General features: G+C 51.1%; 17 protein-coding genes. 8 read left to right on the top strand and 9 right to left on the bottom strand.

All coding sequences use genetic code 11. From position 1 onward, the window contains the following. The first annotated feature begins 171 nt into the window (after positions 1 to 171). The 3 genes from recC to recD all read left to right on the top strand — a co-directional run bounded on the left by recC (position 172) and on the right by recD (position 9,613). Positions 172 to 3,651 (top strand): exodeoxyribonuclease V subunit gamma, encoded by a 3,480-nt coding sequence (gene recC, locus ACZ5R2_RS14920; RefSeq protein ID WP_464902382.1) that lies wholly within the window; start codon positions 172 to 174, stop codon positions 3,649 to 3,651. 244 nt (positions 3,652 to 3,895) lie between these two features. Further along, complete coding sequence (gene recB, locus ACZ5R2_RS14915; protein ID WP_464900119.1) at positions 3,896 to 7,507, top strand: exodeoxyribonuclease V subunit beta; 3,612 nt, start codon at positions 3,896 to 3,898, stop codon at positions 7,505 to 7,507. Then, a complete protein-coding gene (recD, locus tag ACZ5R2_RS14910; RefSeq protein ID WP_464900118.1) occupies positions 7,508 to 9,613 on the top strand; it encodes an exodeoxyribonuclease V subunit alpha in 2,106 nt (701 codons plus the stop codon). It abuts the gene before it with no gap. 200 nt (positions 9,614 to 9,813) lie between these two features. Here the strand turns inward: recD and argA are convergent, their stop codons facing one another. Both argA and ACZ5R2_RS14900 read right to left on the bottom strand, forming a co-directional pair. After that, a complete protein-coding gene (gene argA, locus ACZ5R2_RS14905) occupies positions 9,814 to 11,142 on the bottom strand; it encodes an amino-acid N-acetyltransferase (protein WP_464900117.1) in 1,329 nt (442 codons plus the stop codon). Between the two features lie 140 nt (positions 11,143 to 11,282). After that, positions 11,283 to 11,795 carry a porin family protein gene (locus tag ACZ5R2_RS14900; RefSeq protein WP_464900116.1) on the bottom strand — a complete coding sequence of 171 codons (513 nt, stop codon included), beginning with the start codon at positions 11,793 to 11,795 and terminating at the stop codon, positions 11,283 to 11,285. A gap of 327 nt (positions 11,796 to 12,122) precedes the next feature. On the opposite strand from ACZ5R2_RS14900, the gene ACZ5R2_RS14895 reads away from it, so the two are divergent. From ACZ5R2_RS14895 to csdE, 4 genes are all read left to right on the top strand, one after another. After that, positions 12,123 to 12,530, top strand: coding sequence for a DUF2850 domain-containing protein (locus ACZ5R2_RS14895; protein ID WP_464900115.1), 408 nt, complete (start codon positions 12,123 to 12,125; stop codon positions 12,528 to 12,530). A 22-nt stretch (positions 12,531 to 12,552) separates the two neighbouring features. Further along, positions 12,553 to 13,653, top strand: a complete 1,101-nt coding sequence (mltA, locus tag ACZ5R2_RS14890) for a murein transglycosylase A (RefSeq protein ID WP_464902381.1) — start codon at positions 12,553 to 12,555, stop codon at positions 13,651 to 13,653. 80 nt (positions 13,654 to 13,733) lie between these two features. After that, on the top strand, positions 13,734 to 14,540 hold the full coding sequence (gene tcdA / locus ACZ5R2_RS14885) for a tRNA cyclic N6-threonylcarbamoyladenosine(37) synthase TcdA (RefSeq protein ID WP_464900114.1): 807 nt from the start codon (positions 13,734 to 13,736) through the stop codon (positions 14,538 to 14,540). Positions 14,541 to 14,566: 26 nt separating this feature from the next. Continuing rightward, positions 14,567 to 14,998 carry a cysteine desulfurase sulfur acceptor subunit CsdE gene (gene csdE / locus ACZ5R2_RS14880; RefSeq protein WP_464900113.1) on the top strand — a complete coding sequence of 144 codons (432 nt, stop codon included), beginning with the start codon at positions 14,567 to 14,569 and terminating at the stop codon, positions 14,996 to 14,998. Positions 14,999 to 15,263: 265 nt separating this feature from the next. On the opposite strand, the gene ACZ5R2_RS14875 is transcribed toward csdE, so the two are convergent. From ACZ5R2_RS14875 to xylF, 7 genes are all read right to left on the bottom strand, one after another. Further along, positions 15,264 to 15,980 carry an SDR family NAD(P)-dependent oxidoreductase gene (locus tag ACZ5R2_RS14875; protein WP_464900112.1) on the bottom strand — a complete coding sequence of 239 codons (717 nt, stop codon included), beginning with the start codon at positions 15,978 to 15,980 and terminating at the stop codon, positions 15,264 to 15,266. 284 nt (positions 15,981 to 16,264) lie between these two features. Next, complete coding sequence (locus tag ACZ5R2_RS14870; protein ID WP_464900111.1) at positions 16,265 to 16,729, bottom strand: acyltransferase; 465 nt, start codon at positions 16,727 to 16,729, stop codon at positions 16,265 to 16,267. Positions 16,730 to 16,928: 199 nt separating this feature from the next. Beyond that, positions 16,929 to 17,666 carry a hypothetical protein gene (locus ACZ5R2_RS14865; protein ID WP_464900110.1) on the bottom strand — a complete coding sequence of 246 codons (738 nt, stop codon included), beginning with the start codon at positions 17,664 to 17,666 and terminating at the stop codon, positions 16,929 to 16,931. 509 nt (positions 17,667 to 18,175) lie between these two features. Beyond that, complete coding sequence (gene xylB, locus ACZ5R2_RS14860) at positions 18,176 to 19,627, bottom strand: xylulokinase (protein ID WP_464900109.1); 1,452 nt, start codon at positions 19,625 to 19,627, stop codon at positions 18,176 to 18,178. A gap of 16 nt (positions 19,628 to 19,643) precedes the next feature. Beyond that, on the bottom strand, positions 19,644 to 20,816 hold the full coding sequence (locus ACZ5R2_RS14855; RefSeq protein WP_464902380.1) for a sugar ABC transporter permease: 1,173 nt from the start codon (positions 20,814 to 20,816) through the stop codon (positions 19,644 to 19,646). Beyond that, positions 20,816 to 22,339, bottom strand: a complete 1,524-nt coding sequence (locus ACZ5R2_RS14850; protein WP_464900108.1) for a xylose ABC transporter ATP-binding protein — start codon at positions 22,337 to 22,339, stop codon at positions 20,816 to 20,818. Before ACZ5R2_RS14850 ends, ACZ5R2_RS14855 begins: the two co-directional genes overlap by 1 nt. Before the next feature lie 62 nt (positions 22,340 to 22,401). Continuing rightward, a complete protein-coding gene (gene xylF, locus ACZ5R2_RS14845) occupies positions 22,402 to 23,394 on the bottom strand; it encodes a D-xylose ABC transporter substrate-binding protein (RefSeq protein ID WP_464900107.1) in 993 nt (330 codons plus the stop codon). Between the two features lie 370 nt (positions 23,395 to 23,764). On the opposite strand from xylF, the gene xylA reads away from it, so the two are divergent. Further along, complete coding sequence (xylA, locus tag ACZ5R2_RS14840; RefSeq protein WP_464900106.1) at positions 23,765 to 25,084, top strand: xylose isomerase; 1,320 nt, start codon at positions 23,765 to 23,767, stop codon at positions 25,082 to 25,084. Positions 25,085 to 25,192 lie beyond the last annotated feature (108 nt).

Below are 25,192 nucleotides of genomic sequence, written 5' to 3'. Positions count from 1 at the left end.
ACGTAAGTCCAGTGTGCGGTGTAAAGAACCCGACATAGCGCTATGTGTATTTGTGCAACAGATCGGTGCGAACATCAGCAAGTGGGTCGCGTTTTACGCTTAGGATCATGTTGATAGTGGGCAGTTATGCTAATCTGCAAGGCACCATGGATGCAATTGAATGAGTCGCCCTTGTTTACGGTATATCACTCAAATCAAATCGACGTGCTCAAGACCCTGTTGGTTGAGCTGATCAAACGAGACCCTTTACCCAACCCACTGCAGTCAGAGCAGATTTTAGTTCAAAGCCCGGGGATGTCCCAGTGGCTGAAAATGGCGCTTGCCGAAGAGCTGGGGGTTGCGGCGAACATAGACTTCCCACTCCCAGCAACCTTTATCTGGAATATGTTTACCCAGGTATTGGCCGATGTGCCCGAGCGCAGCGCCTTCAACAAAGAGGCGATGGTGTGGAAGCTGTTGACGATTCTCCCCCGCCAGTCAGAGCAGGAAGAGTTTGCCCCGCTCAAGCAGTACTTGAGCGATGATCAGCAGCAGCTCAAGCTCTATCAGTTAGCCGAGAAAATTGCCGATATCTTTGATGGTTACTTGGTGTATCGCCCCGAGTGGATCGCGAGCTGGGAAGCAGGGCAGGAGGTTACGGAGCTCAATGGCGAGCATGCCTGGCAGCCACTGTTGTGGCAGGCATTGTATGACTACACCGTATCACTCGATCAGTCGCCTTATCATCGTGCCAACCTGTATGAGCATTTTATTGATAGCCTTGAGTCTTACCATGGCCAGGTGGAAAACCTGCCGCAAAGGCTGTTTATCTTTGGCATCTCTTCGCTGCCGCCACGCTATCTTGATGCCCTAAAGGCGCTGGGTGAGCATATTGATGTGCACCTGATGTTTACCAATCCCTGTCAGTATTATTGGGGTGAGGTGCGTGATAGAAAGTTCATCGCTAAGCTGGCAGCGAAACATCGCCAGCATTTGGTGCTTGAGCAGCAGCGCAGCCAATTAGAGGGTGAGACACCGCAATTAAAGGGCACCATTGAGCAGAATACGCTTGATGAGCTGCATGTCGATGCGGTTGGCAATAGCCTGCTCGCCTCAATAGGTAAGCTTGGACGCGATAACCTGTATCTGCTGGCACAGCTCGAGTCGAACGAGATTGAGGCCTTTGTCGACGTTAAGCGCGACTCGTTGCTGCATCACTTGCAGGCCGATATCCTCAATCTTGAGGAGCATCAAGACGATGAGCGACTGGCTTCAAGTGAGCATAAGCAGATTGTGAGTCTTGATGATGACTCGCTATCGATTCACGTTTGTCATAGTGCAATGCGGGAAGTTGAAGTCCTGCATGACCAGCTATTGAAGATGTTTGAGCGTGACCCCAACCTCAAGCCCCGCGATGTGATTGTGATGGTGGCGGACATTAATGCCTACAGTCCCGCCATTCAAGCCGTGTTTGGTAATGCGGGGGCTGATCGCTTTATTCCTTTCTCTATCTCGGATCGCACCGCAGATAAAGAGAGCCCAATCCTCAACGCCTTTATGCAGCTACTGAGCCTGCCTGAGGCGCGATGCACCGCATCAGAGCTGCTTGAGCTGCTTGAGACGCCTGCCATCATGCGCCGCTTTGGTCTCGACTATGATGATTTTCAACAGGCCAAACACTGGGTGGAGCAGGCTGGGATACGTTGGGGGCTCTCGCCGAGCACCGCGACCGAATTTGATTTGCCCGCCACCGAGCAAAATACTTGGCAGTTTGGCATCGAGCGGATGCTGCTGGGTTATGCCATGATGGGCGAGGAGCAGCTATTCCGCTCAGGTGCCGGTATCGTCTCGCCGTATAACGAGGTGCAAGGGCTTTCAGCAGAGCTTGCCGGTAAGCTTGCCCACTTTATCGAGAGTATTGCCCACTTTAGAGTGCAGCTTGGTCAGGCGCAGCCACTGGCCAATTGGCAGCAAGGCGTGGGTGAGCTACTCGAAACCTTTTTCAGCCCGGAACTGGAAGAGGAAGTGGCGCTGCACGGGATCCGTCATACCTTTGCTCAGCTTGCCCAGCAGCTTGATGATGCCGGCTATGATCAATCGCTTGAGCCAATTATCATCCGCCAGTACCTCGATAGTAAGCTCTCGGGGAGCCGGGTCTCACAGCGCTTTTTGGCCGGTCAGGTTAACTTCTGCACCCTGATGCCAATGCGCTCGATCCCTTTCAAAACCGTGTGCCTGCTCGGCATGAACGACGGTGCCTATCCACGCACGGTGGCGCCTGAGGGCTTTGATTTGATGCAGGGACGGACACGCGCGGGTGATCGCTCGCGTCGCGATGATGACCGCTACCTATTTTTGGAAGCGCTACTCTCAGCACAGCAGAGCTTATACATCAGCTACATTGGCCGCTCAATTCAGGACAATACCGAGCGCGTGGCCTCGGTGTTGGTGACCGAGTTACTTGAGTACTGCCAGCAAAATTACTGCTTAGCAGGAGAGTCTCACCTGGATGTCGATTCATCGGGTGAGCGGCTATTACAGGCGCTGACTCACCACTACTCAATGGTGCCGTTCAGCCGTCAGTCCTTTCTCCAAGGCAGCTATGCGCGCGAATGGTTGCCGGTGGTCAATCGTGAGCAGGCCAGCACGCCATGTGCTCACACCATGCGTGATTTCTGGCTTGAGGTCGCTTTTCCCTACCAATTGGACTTGGTGGAGCTGCAGCGTTTTTGGCGCCTACCGGTGCAGTATTTCTTCAATCGCCGCCTGCAGGTGGTGTTTGATCAACTGGACAATCCACTGCTGGATGATGAGCCATTCGCGCTCGATGGACTGCAGAGTTTTCAAATCAAGTCTGAGCTGCTGGGCACCTTGCTCGATACTGCGCCACAACAGGCAGCGCAGGCGCTTGAGCTGTTTGTCACTCGCAAGCGCGCCGAGGGCACCTTGCCGGTCGGCGCTTTTGGTGAGATGGAGTTTGAGAGCAACCGGGTACAAATTGAGGCGTTGCAGCAGGCCCTGCAGGCGGTTTGCGCCGCCCCCCTCGACGATGTCGAGGTTCGCCTGAGTTTAACGCCAAACGAGGCCAGTCGTTCGATTGAGCTGGTGGGCTGGTTGCATCAGCACTATCAGTCCGGTCTGGTGCGTTATCGTGTTGGCCGCATCCGCGCGCAAGATATGCTCGCCGCATGGATTGATCACCTGTGTCTTGGGGGCATGGGAGAGTCTAAACCTACCCATCTAATCGGTTATGATCGCAAAGAAGGCGTGGTGCATTGGGTGATACCGGCGCTAGATAGCGAGAGCTGCATCAATTACCTCACCGAGCTGGTGCGTCTGTTTACTCAAGGGGTTAATCAGCCACTGAGCTTTTTCCCTGCCACCGCCCTAGCGGCCATCGAGGCTGGATTTTCGCGTGGTAAATGGGTTGAGGATGAGGACAAGTCGCACAAGAAGATGGCCGAGACCTTTGCTGGCGGTTATATGAAAGCGGGCGAGGGAGAGAACGAATATATTGCTCGTTTGTACCCTGAGTGGCATGAGGTATTGGCGAATGACGTTCTGACCCTCAGTCGCTTGGTCATGCAAGCGCCACGTCTGAGCATGCAGACAGCCAGTGATTACTATGCTGGACAAGGGCAGCCTGTTCAGGGTGAGTTATACAAGAGGTAGGGCGGCCGCCAGCCTATGATTATTTTATATAGGGTATGGGCTGGACGGCCATAGGTCAGAGGGACCTAAAACGGTGGGAATGGGTATTTTCCGATGCGCGCATAGTAGCGATTCAAACCGCGCGATACCGTGAGAGAGATCCCATCAAACCGCTTAAATTTAGCAATTTATTTTATGTACTCGGTTTTTCTAGCCTAGGTCACAGTTTGATCAACTAGGAAAGCGGCTTACTAGGAACATTTTTATGACCGATTCTGCGCACAAAGTGACACCACTGAATGCCATGACGTTTCCGCTTCACGGTGCCAGGCTTATTGAGGCCTCGGCAGGGACAGGGAAAACCTTCACCATCGCGGGCCTTTACCTGCGCCTGATCTTAGGTCATGGCGAGGATGATACCCGCCATCAACAGCCGTTGACGGTTGATCAGATCTTGGTGGTCACCTTTACCGAAGCCGCCACCGCTGAGCTGCGCGATCGGATCCGCGCTCGGATCCACGATGCACGCATCGCCTTTAGCCGCGGAGTCAGCGACGATCCCGTGATCCAGCCCCTGCTTGAGCAAGTTGCAGACAACCCGTCTGCGGTAGCGCTGCTGCTGCAAGCCGAGCGCCAGATGGATGAGGCGGCGGTGTACACTATTCACGGCTTTTGCCAGCGCATGCTGACGCAAAATGCCTTTGAGTCAGGCAGTCGGTTTAACAATGAGTTCGTCACCGATGAGGGGCAACTCAAGGCGCAAGTGGTGGCAGACTACTGGCGCACCCAGTTCTATGGCTTACCGATTGTGTTGGCGCAGCAGGTGCGTGCTTTATGGTCACAGCCTAGTGCCTTGCTGGCTGATATTGGCCGCTACCTTAGTGGCGCGCCGCTGACACTGACCGTTGAGCCGATGAGCGGCAGCCTCGGCGAGTGCCATGAGCGCAATCTTGCCCAGATTGATGAGCTCAAAGCGCAGTGGCGTACCCATCAATCAGACTATCAAGGACTGATCGAGGGCTCCGGGGTAAACAAGCGCAGCTACAGTAAGAAATCTCTGCCAACCTGGCTTGCCGCCGTCGACGCGTGGGCCGCGCAACCGTCGCAGGACTACAGCTACCCCGATCAGCTTGAGAAGTTCTCCCAAGCGATACTCAATGACAAAACCGCCAAAGGGGAGCCGCCCTGTCATGCGACTTTTGCCGCGATTGAGGCGTTTATTGCGCGGCCAGTTAGTCTCAAAGCGCCGCTGTTAGCCCATGCGATTGCTCATTGTCGTGAAAAACTCCAGCAGGCCAAGCAGCGCAAGCAGTGGCTGTCTTTTGATGATCTACTGACGCAGCTCTCTGCCTCATTAGATACCGATGAGCAGGGGCTACTTGGTGAGCGTATTCGCCAGCTCTATCCGATCGCGATGATCGATGAGTTCCAAGATACCGATCCCTTGCAGTACAGCATTTTCAGTCGTATCTACCTCAATCATCCTGAGTGTGGCCTATTCATGATTGGCGATCCCAAGCAGGCGATTTATGCCTTTCGTGGTGCCGATATCTTTACCTATATCAAGGCGCGCAATCAGGTCAGTGCACACTACACGCTCGGCACCAATTGGCGCTCAAGCGCGGATATGGTCGCGGCCGTCAACCAGGTCTTTAAGCTGCCAAGCAGCCCATTTATCTACGATGACGACATTCCATTTCTGCCGGTCTCAGCCAGCCCCAAGGCGCACTTACGCCAGTGGCAAATCGCTGGTGAGCAACAGCCATCGCTGATCTACTGGTGTCAAGAGGTGCAAGATAAGCCCGTCAGTAAGGGCGAGTACCTCGATGTCATGGCCAGTGCGACGGCGAGTGAGATCCAACGAATTTTGACCGCGGCCGATCAAGGGCAGGCTGAGCTGATCAATGGCGAAAAAAGCCAAGCCATCCAAGCGGGGGATATTGCGGTGCTGGTGCGTACTGGCGCTGAGGGACGCCGCATCCAGCAAAGCTTAGCTCAGCAAGGCATCGCCAGTGTCTATCTGTCGAATCGCGACAGCGTGTTTGGCCGCGCCGTTGCTGTTGATATTCTGCGTTTGCTTAGCGCGGTGCTGACTCCTGGCGATGAACGCAGCGTCAAAGCGGCCCTGTCTGCGCGGCTCTTCAACCTGCCTCTCGAGGAGCTGGATCTTCTCAACGAGGATGAGAATAAGTGGGAGCAGGCGCTGCTGGAGTTTAAAGATTATCAACGCTTGTGGTTTAGCCGCGGCATTCTACCGATGCTGCGCGAGGTGTTGAATCGGCGTGGCTTAGCCCAAGCCTGGCTGGCGGCGGGCGAGGAGCGACTGCTGACCGATTACTTGCATCTTAGTGAGCTTTTGCAAGCGGCGTCCGCCGACCTTGAGAGCCATCAAGCACTGGTACGTTGGCTCAGTCAGGCGATCAGTGATGTTCAGCAGGGCGTCAGTGGCAGTGATGATGAGATCCAGCGCCTCGAATCTGAGCGTAATCTGGTGCAGATCGTCACCATCCATAAGTCGAAAGGCCTGGAGTATGATTTGGTCTTCCTACCGTTTGTCTTTGCCGCGCGAGAGGCGAGTGAGGCTAAGTACTACGACGCCGAGCTCGATGGCACGGTGTTGGATATCTTGGCCCAGCCCAACTCGCTGGCGGCGGCCGATAAAGAGCGCTTGGCAGAAGACTTGCGCCTGATTTATGTTGCTCTGACTCGGGCAGTTTATGGGTGTTATCTGGGCGTGGCGCCACTGCGCAATGGTCGCTCAACCAAAGAGCCAACCGGGGTGCATCAAAGTGCGATTGGCTATCTGCTTCAAGATGGTCAGCCGGGCGGTATTCAAGCGCTCACTGATGCCATCCAAGTGCAGGTAAAGGCGCTTGGATGCGTCCAAGTCAGCACGCCGCCGGAGCTAACGGATGAAATATACACCCCAGTTGCGCCAGCCGAGCAGCCTATGAATGCCTTGGCGCTGACCAAGGCGATTGATCGCAGTTGGCGTATGACCAGTTATTCGGGACTGATTAAGCAAGGTGGTCACGGTCACAACGAGCTGATCATCGATGATGCGACCTTTGATGTCGACTCGGCTGATGAGTTGGATGAGGCTGAGCAAGAAGCGGCGCTGTCGATCTTCAACTTCCCGCGTGGCGCGCAGCCAGGTACCTTCCTGCACTCTTTGTTCGAGGAGGTCGATTACGCCCAAGTGGCAAGCAGCGAGCACAATCGCCAAGTGATCAGCGAACTGATGCAGCAGTCTTCAATCGATGAGCAGTGGCTTGAGGTGTTGCAGTCGCTGGTGGATACCGTACTCAGCACGCCGCTGGATGGTGAGCAGATGCGCTTAGCTGAGACGCAGCCTGCGCAGCGCTTGGTTGAGATGGAGTTTATGTTGCCAATCAGGCTTCTCTCTGCACCAGCGCTCAATCGCGTGATCCAGCAGCACGACAGCTTGTCGCAGCGAGCTGGGGAGCTGGGTTTTGCTAGCGTACAAGGCATGCTCAAAGGCTTTATCGATTTGGTATTTGAGTATCAGGGTAAATACTATGTACTGGACTGGAAATCGAACCACTTGGGCGATCGCGTCGAGGACTATCATCAGTCGGCACTCGAATACTCGATGGCAGACCATCGCTACGACCTGCAATATCAAATCTATTCCCTCGCCCTGCATCGCCTGCTGAAAAGTCGTCTGACAGACTACGATTATCAAACCCATTTTGGTGGCGTGTTCTATGTCTTTTTGCGCGGTGTGGATGGCCAGAGCGATAACGGTATTTTCCGTGCCCGCCCGTCACAGGCGATGCTCGAACAGCTGAGTGACCTGATTGACGATAGGCAAAATCATAACCCTGAAATAAGCACCAAACAGGAGAGCATCTAGGTGGAGCAACGTACTTTAACTCAACGTACTTTTACTCAATGGGGAGAGTGGCTATTAGCCAGTGGCTATCTTCGTCAGCTTGATGCTCAACTCGCACGGATGTTAGCGCGTCATGGCGCCGATGAGAGCTTGGTGTTATTGGTTGCTATCGTCAGCAGTCAGGTGGGCAAGGGGCATATCTGTCTATCGCTATTAGCCGATGGCAATGGGCCAGATTGGGCGCGGAGACTAGGGCTGTTTGGTGAGAATGCTGTCTTATTTGGCCAGGCAATCGATGAGCATGATTGGCATAGTGTACTGACTCACTCGCCTTTGGTGTCCAGTGGGGATAGCCGTGATTGTCCACTGGTTTATGAGACGGGACGAGTCTACCTGCAGCGATACTGGTGGTATGAGCTGCAGCTGGCTAGTCATCTTGAGCATCTCGCTTCCACCGTGACCCTAGATCGCACCCAACAACAACGCCTGCGTCAATCGCTCGATCACCTGTTTCGTCGCCAGTATCAGTTCCTGTATACGGCACTGAACAAGGCTCGTGAGGAGGGCAATGACAGTGCGGTGGTGCGCCAGATGCTCACCTGCGACCACTTAGACATCGTTGAGGAGCAAGGTTTGGACTGGGCCGCCATCGACCGCTTGCTCACCGGGGCGAGAAGCATCGCCGACCTCAGTGGGCTCGATGTGCTTGTTCCAGAGCACCACTGCCTTAACTGGCAAAAAGTCGCCGCGGCGGCGGCGCTGACCCGTCGTTTTACAGTGATATCGGGTGGGCCGGGCACCGGCAAGACCACGACGGTGGCCAAGCTGTTGGCGGCATTGGTTGAGCAAGCAACCGCGGATGGAGAGAGCCCGAGTATTAAGCTCGTCGCACCCACGGGTAAGGCGGCGGCCCGTCTTACTGAATCGATTGGTGGAGCGATCCAAAAGCTGCCGATTGCGCCTGAGATGAAGGCTCTGATCCCAACAGAGGCGAGAACCTTACATCGCTTGCTCGGCGCCATCCCCAATAGCGTCGAGTTTCGTCATCACAGGCACAACCCGCTCCACCTGGATATTTTGGTGGTGGATGAGGCCTCGATGGTTGACCTACCGATGATGTATCGGCTTTGCGAGGCGCTGCCAAGCCATGCTCGCTTGATCCTGCTTGGTGACCGAGACCAGTTGTCATCGGTCGAGGCAGGGGCGGTGCTCGGTGATGTGTTCTCGTTCTATGAGCAAGGCTACAGTGATAGCCAATCTGGGACCTTGGCATCACTGACCGGCTATAGCGCACTGAAACAGAGCCGGCAAAAAGGCACCAGCTTGGCCGATTGCCTATGCATGCTGCAAAAAAGCTATCGATTTGATGCGCGCTCAGGGATAGGTCAACTGGCTAAGGCAATCAACTCAGGTGAGATGAGTCGGGTCAACCAAGTGTGGCAAAAAGGGTTTGCCGATATCGAGCATTATCCACTTAGTGCCAGCCATTATACTCAGATGCTCGGGCAACTGACCGAAGAGTATGCCCAATACCTCAAAGCGATTGATACCGATGGCCTCGGTGATGATGCCCAGGTCCAAGCACAATCGATCCTAAATCTATTTGCTCAGTGCCGCTTGTTGTGCGCAGTGCGTGAGGGGGATTTTGGTGTGGTTGGACTCAATGAGCGTATTGAGCGCACGCTTAACCAACGCGGATTGATCAGCAAAGGCGAGGAGCTGTGGTACAGCGGCCGCCCAGTGATGGTGTCACGCAACGACCCAAGCTCTGGCTTATTTAATGGTGACATCGGTCTCTGCCTGCCCGTTATCGAGGACGACCAGCGCAAGCTCAAGGTCTTCTTCGAGATGCCAGACGGCAGCGTCAAGGCGATCTTACCCAGCCGCGTCCCCGAGCACGAGACGGCATTCGCGATGACCATCCATAAATCCCAAGGCAGTGAGTTCAACTTTACCGCCATGATCCTACCACCAGACTTTAGCCCAATCTTGACCCGCGAGCTGGTCTACACCGGGATCACAAGGGCTAAATCCCGCTTGGCACTTTACGCGGATATGGCAGTAGTCAATCGCGCCGTACAAACGCGCACCGAACGCACCAGCGGCCTTGTCTACAGACTCGCATAAGGTTCGAGGTGCGAGTACGGGCAAGCCCTACGAGGAGCGAGGAGTTTACAGCGCGCTGTGAACCCCTCGCTTCTTAATAAGCTCCTCAACAAAACTACGCAGAAGCATGCTCGTTGTCCAAACTTCCACCACACATACAGCGTGTGCTCCTCGAAGCGCAGCGTACTCGCTTCTCGAGCGAAGCGTCCTCGCCCCTGTCTTCAAACGTTGAGGGCGAGTATTTTGGAGCGCCTTTGGTAGTTGTAGAGGCTTTGTTTTTCGACCGGGAGTTCGCTGACGCTCATTTCGACAAATCCTTGTTCGCGGAACCAGTGGAGGCTGTGGGTAGTGAGGACAAAGATCTGCTCGATACTAGCCTGGCGTGCTTGTTGGCGCATGTGGTTGAGCAATACCAGCCCCCGATTGCCATCGCGGTACTCTGGGTGAATCGCCATGCAGGCCATCTCGGCCATTTGGTCGTTGAGATAGGGGTAAAGCGCAGCGCAACCTATGACTAGGCCATCTTTTTCGATAATGGTGAACTGGTGGATTTCACGCTCTAGCTGCTCGCGTGAGCGGCGCACCAACACCCCTTGCTCTTCGAGCGGCCTAATCAGGTCCAGTATCCCGCCGATATCATCAATCTGAGCGTGACGCACTTGTTCGGCGCTCTCCATCACGATCTGAGTGCCTATGCCATCGAATGAAAACAGCTCTTGCAGCAGCGCACCGTCTTTCTTATAGCTGACTAGGTGAGAGCGTGGCACTCCGGCGCGGCAGGCGGTGATAGCAGCTTTAAGAAAGCGAGTAGAGCCTGTTGAGAGGAAGGGCTCATTGCCGAGGTAGTGCTCAAGATACTGCTCAGCTTGGGTGGGGAATAACTCGGCAATGGCGTTACCTTTAGTATCGATGATGCCCTGTTCGGAGCAAAATCCGATCAGTTTGTCCGCCTTTAAACGGGTAGCCACCTGTGTGGCTACGTCTTCAGAGAGCAGGTTAAAGCTCTCACCAGTAACTGAACTTGCCACAGGGCCAAGCAGCACAATAGAGCCTTGGTCGAGCATATTATTAATGCCTTCAATATCAATTCTACGCACTTTACCACTGTGGCAGTAGTCGACGCCATCCTCTACGCCAAGCGGTTGGGCAGTGACAAAGTTACCACTGACGACATTGAGGCGCGTGCCGGCCATCGGAGTGTTGTTTAGGCACAGTGAAAGCTGCGCGGTCACTGAGAGTTGTAATCGACCAGATGCTTGCATTACCAGCCCAAGGGCTTGTTCATCGGTGACTCGGATACCTTTGTGATATGGCGTAGCATAGTTATGGTGGGCGAGAATTGTGTTGATCTGTGGTCGACTGCCATGCACGAGTACAATCCGCACCCCAAGGCTATGTAGCAAGGCTAGGTCGCTAACGATGTTGGTAAAGTTTTTGTCAGCGATGGCTTCTCCACCAATCATAAACACCATGGTTTTGTTTCGGTGTGCATTGACATAAGGAGTGGACTGACGAAATCCTTTAACAAGGGCGGTGTTGCGAATCTTCACTGTTGCATTCCGTGTGAATAGTTATGCCTACATATTGTATTTATATTCCCTAATGTGCAAGGTTTAATTATGTCAATGCATAAAGGCTAACCATATAAAAAGGAGCCGTTTGGCTCCTTGAGATGTTTAGGTTAGTCAGTTTAGAACTTGTAACCAAAGGTAATACCTACATACTGGCTATCATCGTAACCAAGGTCTGACCAAGTCACTTCTGAGGTTAGGTAAAAGTGCTCGCCAAGGTGAGAGCGTAGACCGATGCCATAGTAAAGTGATGAGTTGGAGTACGAGATTCCTAATAACTCTTCTTCATACATGTTTAAGCCAAGCGCGAAGTAGGGTTTTAGGGTGTTTTGACCGTCATCAACTCGAAAAGCGTAACCGATATCGGTTCCAAAGCGCATTGTGCGAAGATTGATGAGGTCACTGTAAGAGTCTTTGTATTTTTCGTAAGATACAGATACACCAAAAACATCGTTGATGTCATAGCCATACTCGAGCTTGAGACCTGCTCCAAGCTCCAAACCGTCAATGGATGATTGAGAGTATCCGAGTCCAATTCTGTGACCGGTTAGTGGTTCAGTGGCTGTTTGCTCAGCGAGAGCAGGCATGGCGATCAAGCTTGTCATTACACAAGCCATCAATTGCTTTTTCATCGAAGTATTTCCATGTTTACGGTACAAAATAACCGTTTGAGCTAGAAGATACTGCTTCTAGCTCCCCGTTTTAGTGATCAGGGGTTCCGGTTATTTCAAAATGAGGTTTTAACAAGATTCGGAAGGGTAGCTGTTGATAGTTACATTATTAAGTCACTACATACAGCACTTTGTCATTAGTGGTAAGGTTTACTGACTAAATGTTAGTTAGTGGTTTTTTTGGCGCGGAGATTAAGAGGTCAGTGATAACTGTCAGTTATCCTAGTCTTGATATAACATTGACTTTGCGCTTAGTTGACTTCATTCGGTGAGAGTAGTGATACAAACATGATAGATAACCACAAGGCATTTCGACGTAAATATATCGAACGCTCGCTAATCTTGTTAGCAACCCTCAGTAGTTTGATTGCTGTTGCTCTTTATACCGATCTCTACGGGCAAGTGCAGCAGAGTAAGTACCCTAAAGAAAAGCTCTATGGACGATGGGTTGAGCTTGAGGTCGCTCGGCATGTTAGAGATAGTTTTACGCTCAATGAACTGGGAGTTTCGCGCAGCGGGCGAGTGATTGCCACCGAGTTCAGCTTTAACGGTCGCTATGTGGAATATCAAGTCGCGGGGGAGAGCGTGCGTTTTCGCATCCTCAACCAAGAAGACACCGAGATGATAATGGAGTCGGATGCCTTATATAACCCGACCTATCGCAATATCGAGCAATACAACCAAGAGCTCAGATAAGGAAATAACATTGAACAAACCTATGGCTTTGGCCGCACTGGCCTCGTTTTCCCTACTCGGCGGCTGTGCGCAGCAGCCTGATACAGAACTTGCCCAGCAATACCGAGATGGTGAGTTTGGCACCATTCTTAATCGTGTAGACCTCATCGAGTCTGAGAGCCCGCGTGATTTTACTAAGTTCTCTGCCCAGGCTGAGCAGGTGGTTGAGAATTCCCCTTCGATGGCAAAAACCTATCAGCAGCTTTATCAGCAGCTCAATGATTGGGTGCTACAGTCGGGAGAGCCAAGTGAACTGGCAAGCTACGGCGTACAAGTTGCGCAGCTCGGTGGTGCAGATTCTCAAGGCAATGTTCTGTTTACGGGCTATTTTTCTCCAGTGATGGAGCTTCGCCATGAGGCGAACGAGGAGTTTCGCTACCCGGTTTACGCCATGCCTGATTGCGACAGTGACTGTCCGACCCGCGCTGAGATTTATGCAGGCGCGCTAGACGGGCAAGAGTTGGAGCTGGGTTATGCCAATAATAGAATCGACCCGTTTATTATGGAGGTGCAAGGCAGCGGCTTTGTTCACTTTCAAGATGATGACTCGCTCGAGTATTTTGCGTATGGCGGAAAAAATAACCGCCCTTACGTCAGTATCGGTCGAATCCTGATTGAGCGGGGCGAAGTAGCCCGCGAAGACATGTCGCTTAAAGCAATTAAAGATTGGGTCATGGCGAATGAACCGGGTGTGGTGCAAGAGCTGCTTGAGCAAAACCCTTCGTTTGTCTTCTTCTCACCGAGCGCTTCTGCTCCTGTGACAGGCACCGCAGGCATTCCTCTGTTACCGATGGCATCGGTGGCAGGCGATCGCGATATTCTGCCAATGGGTACGCCGATTTTGGCGGAAGTGCCGTTGCTTAATCCTGATGGCAGCTGGAGTGGGGTGCATCAATTACGCCTGCTTATCGTGCTCGATACCGGTGGTGCGGTGAAGCAAAACCACCTCGATCTCTATCATGGTATGGGTGCGCGCGCTGGCACTGAGGCTGGGCACTACAAGCACTTTGGTCGGGTATGGAAGTTGGGCTTGGAAAACTCACCCAGTCAGGCACCTTGGAGCCTGCCAACCGTAAAGCCGTAACGACGCTTAGCTATAGACATTTGCAGTAAGAGTGCGTATAAATCGCACTCTTTCTTTTTCTGCTTGTGATAGGAACCTGTATGCGCACTCTTGATGCACCAGCCTCGGACAACTACAACCAACGTTTTGGCGGCACGCGCCGACTTTACGGCAACAGTGAAGTTGAAATCCTCAGGGCGGCGCACGTGTGTGTGATCGGTATCGGCGGCGTTGGCTCATGGGCGGCAGAGGCGCTTGCGCGCACTGGTATTGGCGAGATAACCTTGATTGATATGGACGATGTGTGTGTGACCAACATCAATCGTCAGATCCATGCGATGTCCGGCACGGTTGGCCAGAGCAAGATTGAGGTGATGGAGCAGCGCATCAAGCTGATTAATCCTGAGTGTAAAGTCAACCTGATTGATGACTTTATTACGCCAGATAATCAGCATGAGTATCTGAGTAAAGGGTATGACTATGTGCTAGATGCGATTGATAGTGTTAAGGCGAAAGCCTCGCTGCTGGCGTATTGTCGCAGCAACAAGATCAAGGTGATCACCATTGGTGGTGCCGGTGGTCAGGTTGACCCAACCCAGATTAAAGTCGCGGATCTGACCAAAACGATTCAAGACCCTCTAGCGAAGAAGATCAAAGATACCCTGCGTCGTCACCACAATTTTCCAACTAATCCACAGCGTAAGTTTGGTATTGAGTGCGTGTTCTCAACCGAGCAGCTCAAATACCCGCAGCCTGATGGCAGCGTTTGTGGGGTGAAGTCGACCGCAGAGGGGCCAAAGCGCATGGATTGTGCTAGTGGTTTTGGCGCTGCAACAGTGGTGACCGCGACCTTCGGCTTTGTTGCTGTGGCAAGAATTGTCGAAAAACTGATCCAGAAGTATTCTTAATTCAATCGCAAGGCAGGCCTATTACTATGAGCACCTTTCCCGACACTCCATTTGGCACCGAGATCAACGCGGATGATATTGTTGCGACGATGCAGCAGTTTCGCGGCTGGGAAGACCGTTATCGTCAGGTGATCCAATGGGGAAAAAAACTGCCCAAGATGCCGGATGAGCTCAAGTCAGAGCAGGTGACAGTTGCTGGCTGTGAGAGTCAGGTGTGGCTGCTTAGCCGCTTGGATGGTCAGCAGTGGCGTTTTTTTATCGACTCGGACGCGCGTATTGTGCGCGGTTTAATCGCGCTGGTGGTGGCGGCTTACGATGGCAAAACCAGCCAAGAGATCCAGGCGTTTGATATCGATGCGTATTTTGCTGCGCTTGGCTTGATTGACCACCTTAGTCCTTCACGTGGTAATGGGCTTAAGGCGATTGTTGAGCAAATCCAGGGGCTTGCTCGCGCTTAGCGCGAAGAGGCGAGATTCGAGAGGCGAGATCGCGTTGCTGCGAGGGGTGTTTGTGGGGCAACCGGGGATAATCCTTCAGTTGCCCGTGACTTGATTAGAATAGATCCTTAAGTGTATCAGAGCCTCAGTCAGCAAGGTTCTGGACAAAAAAGAGCTATAGTTCTCGTTCAGCTAGCAGTTGACGGATTATTTGAGGTATTGCAAAACCTTTATAGGGTGGCTAGAGCTAAAGTCATTCAGGCACCACACCAATCTTTATCACACTTTATAGGCGGTGATAGAGAGAGTTTGGCAAAAATTTTAAAATCCAACCTATCATTCGCCAGCGGCGCGTCACATAGACACATGCCTTTTTTGCTACTATTGCCGAATAAATTTGATCTACAGCTTTTTCAACTGTAGAGACCCAAAATAACCCATCTCCTTTAGCCATCGCAGTATCAACAAATCCAGGCCGTATTTCAGTTACACTAATAGCTCCATTTGATGACATTAGCTTGTTTCTCAGGCCTTCTAGGTAATTAGATACATAGGCCTTTGATGCATTATAAGCAGGAGCGTGCTTTCCTCCTCGTAATGCGGCAACAGATGAAATACCAACTAGATGACCTGTTCCTTGCGATACAAAATGTTTGACCGCAACATTTGCGATTGCCGAGAAACCACAAACATTCGTTTGTATCGACTGATGTTCTACTTCCCAATCTAGTGACTCATTTATGTTCCCTATACCACTAGAAATAACTATTAAATCGACACTACCCATTTCTTCCAAGAGTTTAACTAACGTAGCCATGGATCCTTCAATATCGGAAATATCCATTTGCCTCACAAAAACCTCTCCTGCCAATGTGCTTTCCAGTTCACGAAGTAAATTCAGTCGTCTTGAAGCTAATCCTAATGAGTACCCCTCTCGTGAGAGTCGCCTAGCTAATTCTTTGCCAATACCAGAGCTTGCACCAATTACCACTGCTTTTTTCATTGAAAATTTCTCCATAGATATCTAAATCAAAATGGCTTCATCTACGAAAACATTAACATGAAGAACAATGGAGCGAATTGAGTTGAAACAGATGAAATACTAATCTGAACATGCATTTCAGTCTTCAGGTCAGATAAAGTAAGGACTAAATCGTTTCACCCACTTTAATGATAGATTTAACTAAAACAGAAAGGGGCAAGGACGTGCTAGGGGCGTTGCTCTAACAACCTTCTGCCTAGTTAGAAAAATAACCTTAAAATCTTGACTGCTTGTCAGATATGCCGTCACGGTAAATCTCGTAACTTTTTAGCTGGGTTCCCGGCGTAAATACCTTTCTCTGTAATGTCTTTAGTTACAACACTACCGGCACCAATGACAACGTCATTACAGACACTAACAGATAGCACTGTGGCATTTGAGCCGATTGTTACGTTGTTACCGATAACTGTGCGTCCCCAGTTATCTGGGTTTGGGTCAGGTTGACCACTCTTAAATAGGTCGTTCGCGAACATGACACCATGACCAATGAAACAATCATTTCCGATAGTGACATACTCACAGATAAAGGTATGAGATTGGATCTTTGTGCGCTTACCAATAACTGAATTTTTCTGTATTTCAACAAATGGTCCGACAAACACTCCATCTCTAAGTTCGCAACCATAAACATTAGCCGGTTCTATAATTGTGACATCATCGCCACAGGTCACGTTTTTAACCTGAGCTTTCAAAACTCGTGGATTTGCCATTTATCCTCCATAACTTAGAGCTAATCGTACGGCTGACAAGAACCGTTAAGCCCTTGTAGTGGTCAAAGAAATGCCAAGATTACAGCCATAATAAAAACTAGGTCAAACACTGGTGAGCTTAAGTTGGACAAGTGGGAGGCTAAACACTAAATGGGGCAAAAACGTGCCAACGGTGGTCGAGTCGACATTACTCTGAGCATTAATTGGGCATTGGATGCAACATCCAAACATTGGGTTCACGATAGGTAGCCTGCTTGTTCTCTTTGTCGACAATTACAGGCGAAAGGGCACCTTTTACGACGTATTCCCCCGATACAGGGAAAACCATATTTGTCCACTCACTCCACTTCTCTAATGAACTCTTAACTTCCAAAGTACAATCAGTGATTTTGATGATTTCAGCACCTAGACGTTCATGTACTCGAAGCCAGGGATCATATAGAAACCCATCATCATTTCTCCAATGTGCGTACTCTTGGATAGACTGAAGTGGATATTTGGTTTTAAACATCGGCCTTACAGGTACGACTAATGACGAAATATTAGAGCCTAGAGCAAAATTCTTCATCTCTACAAGGATCTTGGAGCTGAGACCTTGACCTCTAGCTTCTCGGTCAACTAGCGCTCCTATAGGCACAAGCGTGTTTGCTTGAACATTACAGCGCTTGACTAGCAATCCTCGGTTTAACACTTCTTCGATAGAATCAGGCAGGTCTGCTGTAGTGCCGTCCCACACTAATGGAACCGTAAATCCTGCAGCAATGAGCTTATCGTTACTCGTTAAAACCAGTACGCTATCGCTTAACTCATTATAAAAATGGGACCAGCTCTTTGCGTCGCCATTCTGCAAAAATACCGGCCATGACTGGTCATCAAGTGATGCGACTTCGTCTATTAGGTCAAGTCTATCGCTGAGCATTTCTACCACGTACTTCATCAGGCTATTCTCGCGCTTTAGAAAATCAATTATGGTGCGAATTGTATTAATTTTTATATTCGCAAACTGTGTCAGCTATCGCATATCGTTAGTATCAATCACGCGGCCCACCATTAGAGGAACTTGGGCAAAAGCCCCAAAAGAACAAATATTATTTAACAGCACCTAGCAACGAATAGGGCAAAGGGGTGTTAGCACGCTTCCTAAGGGCCGATGAGTAACTGTTTTTGCTGAACAGGCCTTTCGCTGGAGTAGCCACTAGTCAGTACCTCAAATACGCTCTTCCAACCCCATCATTATCGACGTGAATGTTGGTTGTAGTGGCATAGTGAGTTTGGCCACTACAATCTGCCTTAAGTGACTTATACAAGTTTTTATACGTTGTGCGTTTTTATGCTAGGGCTTGAGTGCGCTAGTGAGAGAGTCGGGATTCGAGAGTCGAGGTCGCGTTGCTGCGAGGGGTGTTTGTGGGGCAACCGGGGATGAGCCTCAAATTGCCCCTGACTTGGTTAGAACAGGTCTTTAAGCGACATATATAAGTTTTTATACGTTGCACGTTTCTCTGCTAGGGCTTGAGTGCGCTGTGGGTTTGGCTCGTGGATTGCGACTAGCTCGGGCTCTGGGCATACGTCTGCTAGTGTGGCGCCCTCAGCGATCGCTAATCTTGCTAGTCTGGCTGCGCCGAGTGCGGGGCCGACCTCTCCACCTGAGCGATAAACCAATCTATGGTCAAAAATATCGGCCAGCATTTGACGCCAGTATGAGCTTCTTGCGCCGCCGCCTATCAGAGAGATCTCTTCTGGCACCATGCCGGTGTGATGCACGGCATCAAGACCATCAGCAAGGGCAAAACCCACACCTTCCAATACAGCTTGGGCGATATCTGCACGCGAGGTCTCGTGGCTTAGACCGAAAAAAACTCCCTTGGCTTTTGGGTCATTATGTGGGGTGCGCTCACCGGAAAGATACGGCAAAAATACCAGCTTTGAGCTTGGGCTAGCATCGCTTTCGACCTCATCCAACATGGTGCCGACATCGGGCTGGTGGGTGAGCTTAGCGACCCAGTCTAGGCAGGAGGCCGCGCTTAAGATCACCGACATGGTATGCCAGGTTTTTGGCAGTGCATGGCAAAAGCTATGCAGCGCCGATTCTGGGTTGGCAAGAAAGCCATCACTGACGGCAAAATAGACCCCAGAGGTGCCTAGTGACAGCATGGCTTGACCCGGTTGCGTGATACCAACCCCAACCGCTCCCGCGGCATTGTCACCACCACCAGCGATAAGAGGTACACAATCCATGCCCCAGCGCTGGGCTAGGTCAGGTAGTAGGGTGCCTGTGATCTCACTTCCCTCGTAGAGCTTGGGCATCTGCTCGCGGGTTAAATCGGTAGCCTTGAGTAGCCCATCATTCCAGTCGCGCTTGGCGACATCCAGCCACATAGTGCCTGCGGCATCGGACATCTCAGAAGCAAAGTCTCCTGATAACTGATATCTGAGGTAGTCTTTTGGCAGCAATACCTTCGCCACTTGGGCGAAGATCTCAGGCTCGTGTTTTTGTACCCACTTGAGCTTGGGCGCGGTAAAGCCCGGCATCATCAGGTTGCCGGTGATTTGTCTTGAGTTGGGCACCAGCTCCTCAAGCTCTAGACACTCCTCAAAGCAGCGCCCATCGTTCCATAGGATGGCCGGTCTCAGCACGCGATGGTGCTCGTCGAGCAAGGTTGCACCGTGCATTTGCCCGGAGAGACCAATGGCAGCCACTTTAGATAAGTCTAACTGTTTAGCGAGTTTATCCATAGCTGCGCAAGTCGCAAGCCACCACTGCTTAGGCTCTTGCTCTGACCACAGCTCATAAGGGCGCTGCACAGTCAGTGGCTCTGTCTCGCTCGCGAGGATCTTATCGCCATCATCGAGGATAATCACCTTGACCCCGGATGTACCTAAATCAATACCGATATACATAACTTGCCTCACTTACTTAGCGTTTCTGTTTGGTTGCACTGTCCATCCATACTGCGAGCAGCAAGATGGAGCCCTTGACGATGTATTGCCAGAAGGTCGGAACATCCATCATGCTCATACCGTTATCCAGCGAAGCCATGATAAAGGCGCCGATCACGGCCCCAACAACGGTACCGACCCCACCGGCGAGACTCGCGCCACCAATCACACAGGCCGCAATCGCATCAAGCTCGGCAATATTCCCCGCCGATGGCGAGCCAGCGCCAAGGCGCGAGCTTAGGATCAGCGCAGCCACCGCGACTAAAAAGCCATTCATCGCAAAGACAGACAGCTTGTTCTTTTCGACATCGATGCCCGATAAGCGTGAGGCTTCGATGTTGCCGCCGATGGCGTAGATTCGGCGGCCAAAGCGGGTTTTGAGACCAATAAACGCACCGGCAACTAGGAAGATGGTGAGAAGGAGCACAGGGGTAGGTACGCCGCGATAATCGTTAAGCAGCAGGATGATGCTTAAGATCGCGATACCTAATGCCGTATTTTTCAGCAAGGAAGCCTGAGTGCTAGGCACCGGAAGGTCATACTTTTTACGCTGAATGTTGCGCTTTTTCTGCCAGCCAAAGTACATTGCCAAGCAGCCCACACCAAGCACAAGGCTTATCATGTTAGGCAGATAGCTCTGGCCGATGATCGACATCGCCTCTGAGGTTGGCGCCACCGTGGTGCCATCGGTGATGCCAATAAGGATGCCGCGAAACGCCAGCATACCCGCGAGCGTGACGATAAACGACGGCACTTTGCGATAGGCCACCCACCAGCCGTTCCAGGTCCCAAGCAGCAGACCGGCCGTTAGGGTGAACATAATCGTGACGATTAAGGGCATGCCAAGCCACACGTCGAGGATGGCAGCGACACCGCCGAGCAGCCCCATCATCGAGCCCACAGAGAGGTCAATCTCACCACTGATGATGACAAACACCATACCTATCGCTAAAATCCCCGTGATGGCGGTTTGGCGGAAAAGGTTAGAGATGTTACGCGGAGTGAGGTAGGCCCAGTCGGTCATTACACTGAAAAACAGCATAATAACTAAGATAGCGGCCGCCATTACTAGCAGCTGTACATTCATCTGCTTTAGCTGAGAAACCAGCCCGCCCTCAGACTTTTTATTGAGTAATGTTGATTGTTCCATCATGCGGTCTCTCCTTCAGATAACGCACAGTCCAAAATGATTTCTTGCGTCAGGTTTTGGTTGATCAAATCGCCCTTGATCTCGCCCTCGTGCATCACCAGCACGCGGTCGCTGATGCCGAGCACTTCAGGCAGCTCGGAGGAGACCATGATGATGCTGATCCCCTGCTTAACCAGGCTAAACATTAACTTGTAGATCTCGTATTTCGCACCGACATCAATGCCTCGAGTCGGCTCATCCAAGATAAGCACACTTGGCTTAACCATCAGAAAGCGGGCAAGGATGGCTTTTTGTTGGTTACCTCCAGAAAGGTTTCTTATCGCCAGCTCAGTATTGGGAGTTTTGACCGTCAGGCGCGTAATCGAATCGGCAATCGCATTCGCTTCGCGAGTGTCATCCACCACACCATGATGGGTAAACTGATCGATAGCCGACAGGGAGATATTGGCTCCGACTCCCATGATCGGCACGATACCATTGCGCTTGCGATCTTCAGGCACCATAGCGATACCGTAGCTCAGCGCTTCTTTACTGCTGTTGATGACAAGTTGCTGCCCCTCAAGGAAGTACTCGCCCTGATGCTTGCCTTGGTAGCAGCCGTAGAGGCACTCCATCAGTTCAGTTCGTCCTGCACCGACCAGACCGGAGACACCTAAAATTTCCCCTCGGCGCAGCTGAAAACTGGCATTGCGCACTTTGGGGATTGAGGCGTTGGCTTTATCCCACGCGTTAACCTGCTTGACCTCGAGAACCACCTCACCGATATCGTGATCTTCCCTTGGAAACAGCTGTTTCATCTCACGACCAACCATCATGGTGATAATGTCGTCGGTGCTCATCTCATCGGCGGGGCGCGTGCCAATATGTTGGCCATCGCGGATCACGCAGATATGATCGGAAATCTCTTTGACCTCGCCGAGCTTGTGCGAGATATAGATACACGCCACGCCGCTAGAGCGCAGCTCTTTGACCAGTGACAACAGGATATCAGTCTCTGACTCGGTCAGTGGTGCGGTCGGCTCGTCAAGCACCAGCAGCTTGGCGTCTTTTGATAGCGCCTTGGCGATTTCCACTAACTGCTGCTGGCCGACCCCTAAGTCGCCAACGATGGTCTGCGGAGAGACATCCAAGCGAACTTTTTGCAATAGCTTGGCCGCTTCAAGGTGCATGCGCTCGTAATCCATGATGCCATGGCTACACAGCTCTGCGCCCAAGAACAGGTTTTCTAAAATACTTAACTCTTTGACTAGGGTCAGCTCTTGGTGAATGATGGCGATGCCAAGGGCCTCGGTGTCAGAGATTTTTTTGGGCTGAATAGGCGTATTTTTATAGATGATCTCGCCCTCATAATCGCCATGTGGGTAGATGCCGCACAACACCTTCATCAGGGTGGATTTTCCCGAGCCATTTTCGCCACATAAAGACAGCACTTCCCCTTCTTGCAGGTGGATGCTGACGCCATCCAAGGCTTTGACGGCACCAAACTTTTTCACGATGCCGCGCATTTCCAATAGTAAGGCCATAGACACTCCTCAATAAGTACTAGCAAAGCCGCGCTAAGCGCCTTTGCTAGCGTCAGGTCGAATTATCGGTAAACGTCTTTTTCTGAATGGAAGTTGTCGGCAATCACGGTGGTTTTTAGGTTGGTGCGATTGACGGCAATAGGCTCAAGTAGCCAAGAAGGGACATCTTTGGTGCCATTGTTGAGGGTCGCATTGCTCGCTGGCGCTTCGTTGTTACCAAGCTCAACGGCGATTTCAGCGGCGCGGGTTGCTAAGGCCGGGATTGGCTTGTAGACGGTCATGGTTTGAGTGCCATCGACGATACGACGAATGGCAGCCAAATCAGCATCTTGCCCCGAAATCAGAACTTTACCTGCCAGGCCTTGAGCTTCTAGGGCTTGCACTGCACCACCAGCGGTCGCGTCATTTGAGGCTACAACCACATCGATGTCGTTATGATTGGCAGTCAGCGCGTTTTCCATGATCTTGAGTGCGTTTTCGGCGAGCCAGTAGTCAACCCATTGGTTACCCACGATCTCAACCTCACCTGCATCGATCTTAGGTTGCAACACGTTCATTTGACCTTGACGGAATAGCTTAGCATTGTTGTCGGTTGGTGCGCCGCCCATGAGGAAGTATTTACCGCTTGGCTTGCCTTCAACCAAGGATTTAGCCTGCAGTTCGCCGACTTTTTCGTTGTCGAAGGATAGGTAGAAGTCAATATCGGCATTGCTGATCATACGGTCATAAGCGAGAACATTAATACCATCACGCTTGGCTTCTCGAATAACATTAGAAAGAACTTCACCATTCGTTGGAATAATAACTAAGACATCAACACTGCGTGAGATCATATTTTCGACCTGCGATATTTGGGTCTGTTCATTACCATTGGCAGACTGAACATATACTTTTGCGCCGAGAGATTCTGCAGTATCGACAAATATATCTCGGTCTTTTTGCCATCGCTCGAGTCGCAAGTCATCGATCACCATGCCAATCTTAAGACTCTTAGCTAAAACTGGGGTGTTAATGATCATCAGTGTAGTACATAGAAGTGCTATTAATCTTTTCATTTCACTATCCTTTGTATCACGTTCATGTAGGGTACGCGTTGCTTTTATTGCAAGCTGGTTAAAACTCTACAACATGGATTTAGCAGTTTCTTTTAATAGATTTAATTAGTGTTTTATGTTTTTTTGCTAACTTTCTGTTTTGTGATTTGGTTAAAGAGTTGTAAATGATCGACATAAACAACATTAGGTTTTATTTATTTAAATACAGTCACTTGCGAATTTATATTGGCGAGAGGTAAATGACTATTGCGATCTAAAGCACAGAAGTAAAATAGATAAAATCCAAAATAAAATATCGTAATTGCAGCCGCGCAGATAAAGGTCAAAGATTAATTGCACAGCTAAATAAATCCATATGGGAGTTATCTTTATGACACAGTACTTCAGCGGTATAGATAAGATTAAATATGAGGGAAGCACTTCTGATAACCCTCTCGCTTTTCAATATTACGATGCCGACAAAATGGTGTTGGGTAAATCGATGAAAGAGCATCTGCGTTTTGCCGCTTGTTATTGGCATAACTTCTGTTGGCCAGGCTCGGACGTGTTTGGTGCGGGTACTTATGATCGTCAGTGGATGAAGGGTGGCGATGCCATGGAGATGGCGAAGATGAAGGCCGATGCCGCGTTTGAATTCTTCACCAAGCTTGGCGTGCCGTACTACTGCTTCCATGATATCGATGTCGCGCCAGAAGGCAGTAATATCAAACAGTACGTGAATAATTTCGCGCAGATGGTCGACTATCTTGAGCAGAAACAGCAAGAGTCGGGCGTCAAATTGCTTTGGAGTACGGCCAATGCCTTCTCAAACCCAAGATACATGTGTGGCGCGGCGACTAACCCCGATCCGAAAGTGTTTGCTTATGCTGCCACGCAAATCTTTAATGCTATGGGCGCAGCCAAGCGCCTAGGTGCGGAAAACTATGTACTGTGGGGTGGTCGTGAGGGCTATGAGACCCTGCTCAATACGGACCTTCGTCAAGAGCGTGAGCAGCTTGGCCGCATGATGCAGATGGTGGTGGAGCACAAGCACAAGCTTGGCTTTAAAGGCACCATCTTGATTGAGCCTAAGCCACAAGAGCCGACCAAGCACCAATATGACTATGATACGGCAACCGTGTATGGCTTCCTCAAGCAGTTTGGTCTTGAGAAAGAGGTCAAGGTGAATATCGAGGCTAACCACGCCACTCTGGCCGGTCATAGCTTCCAACACGAGGTGGCGACGGCCACATCGCTTGGTCTGTTTGGCTCTATCGATGCCAACCGAGGCGACCCGCAGCTTGGCTGGGATACCGACCAGTTCCCAACCAGTGTTGAGGAAAACACCCTGATCATGTACGAAATCCTCAAGGCTGGTGGCTTTACCACCGGTGGCTTTAACTTTGACGCCAAACTGCGCCGTCCTTCGGTTGACCCTGCGGACCTGTTCCATGGCCATATTGGTGGTATGGACACCATGGCACTGTCTTTAGAGCGTGCGGCGAAGATGATTGAGAACGATCAGCTGTCGCACAACATTGCTCAGCGCTATGCAGGCTGGAATGATGGCTTGGGCAGAAAGATCTTGGCAGGCGACATGAGTCTCGAATCGGTGATGCAGTATGCGCTTGATAATGACATCGCACCGGGAATTGAATCGGGCCGTCAGGAGTACCTAGAGAACATCGTGAATCGGATTGTCTTCAAGTAACTCGAATCTGTCTGTTATCGAGCTCGCCAAGGCGAGCTCTTTTTTTTGTGCGCTCCATCGTTAGTGGATTTGCTTAATTGAGTTTTAAGTCAAACATCGTTCGAAGCC

This window comes from Vibrio sabulosilitoris, from assembly GCF_055391395.1.
The sequence above is the reverse complement of the archived record's forward strand: the minus strand, read 5'-3'. Positions and strand labels throughout refer to the sequence as shown.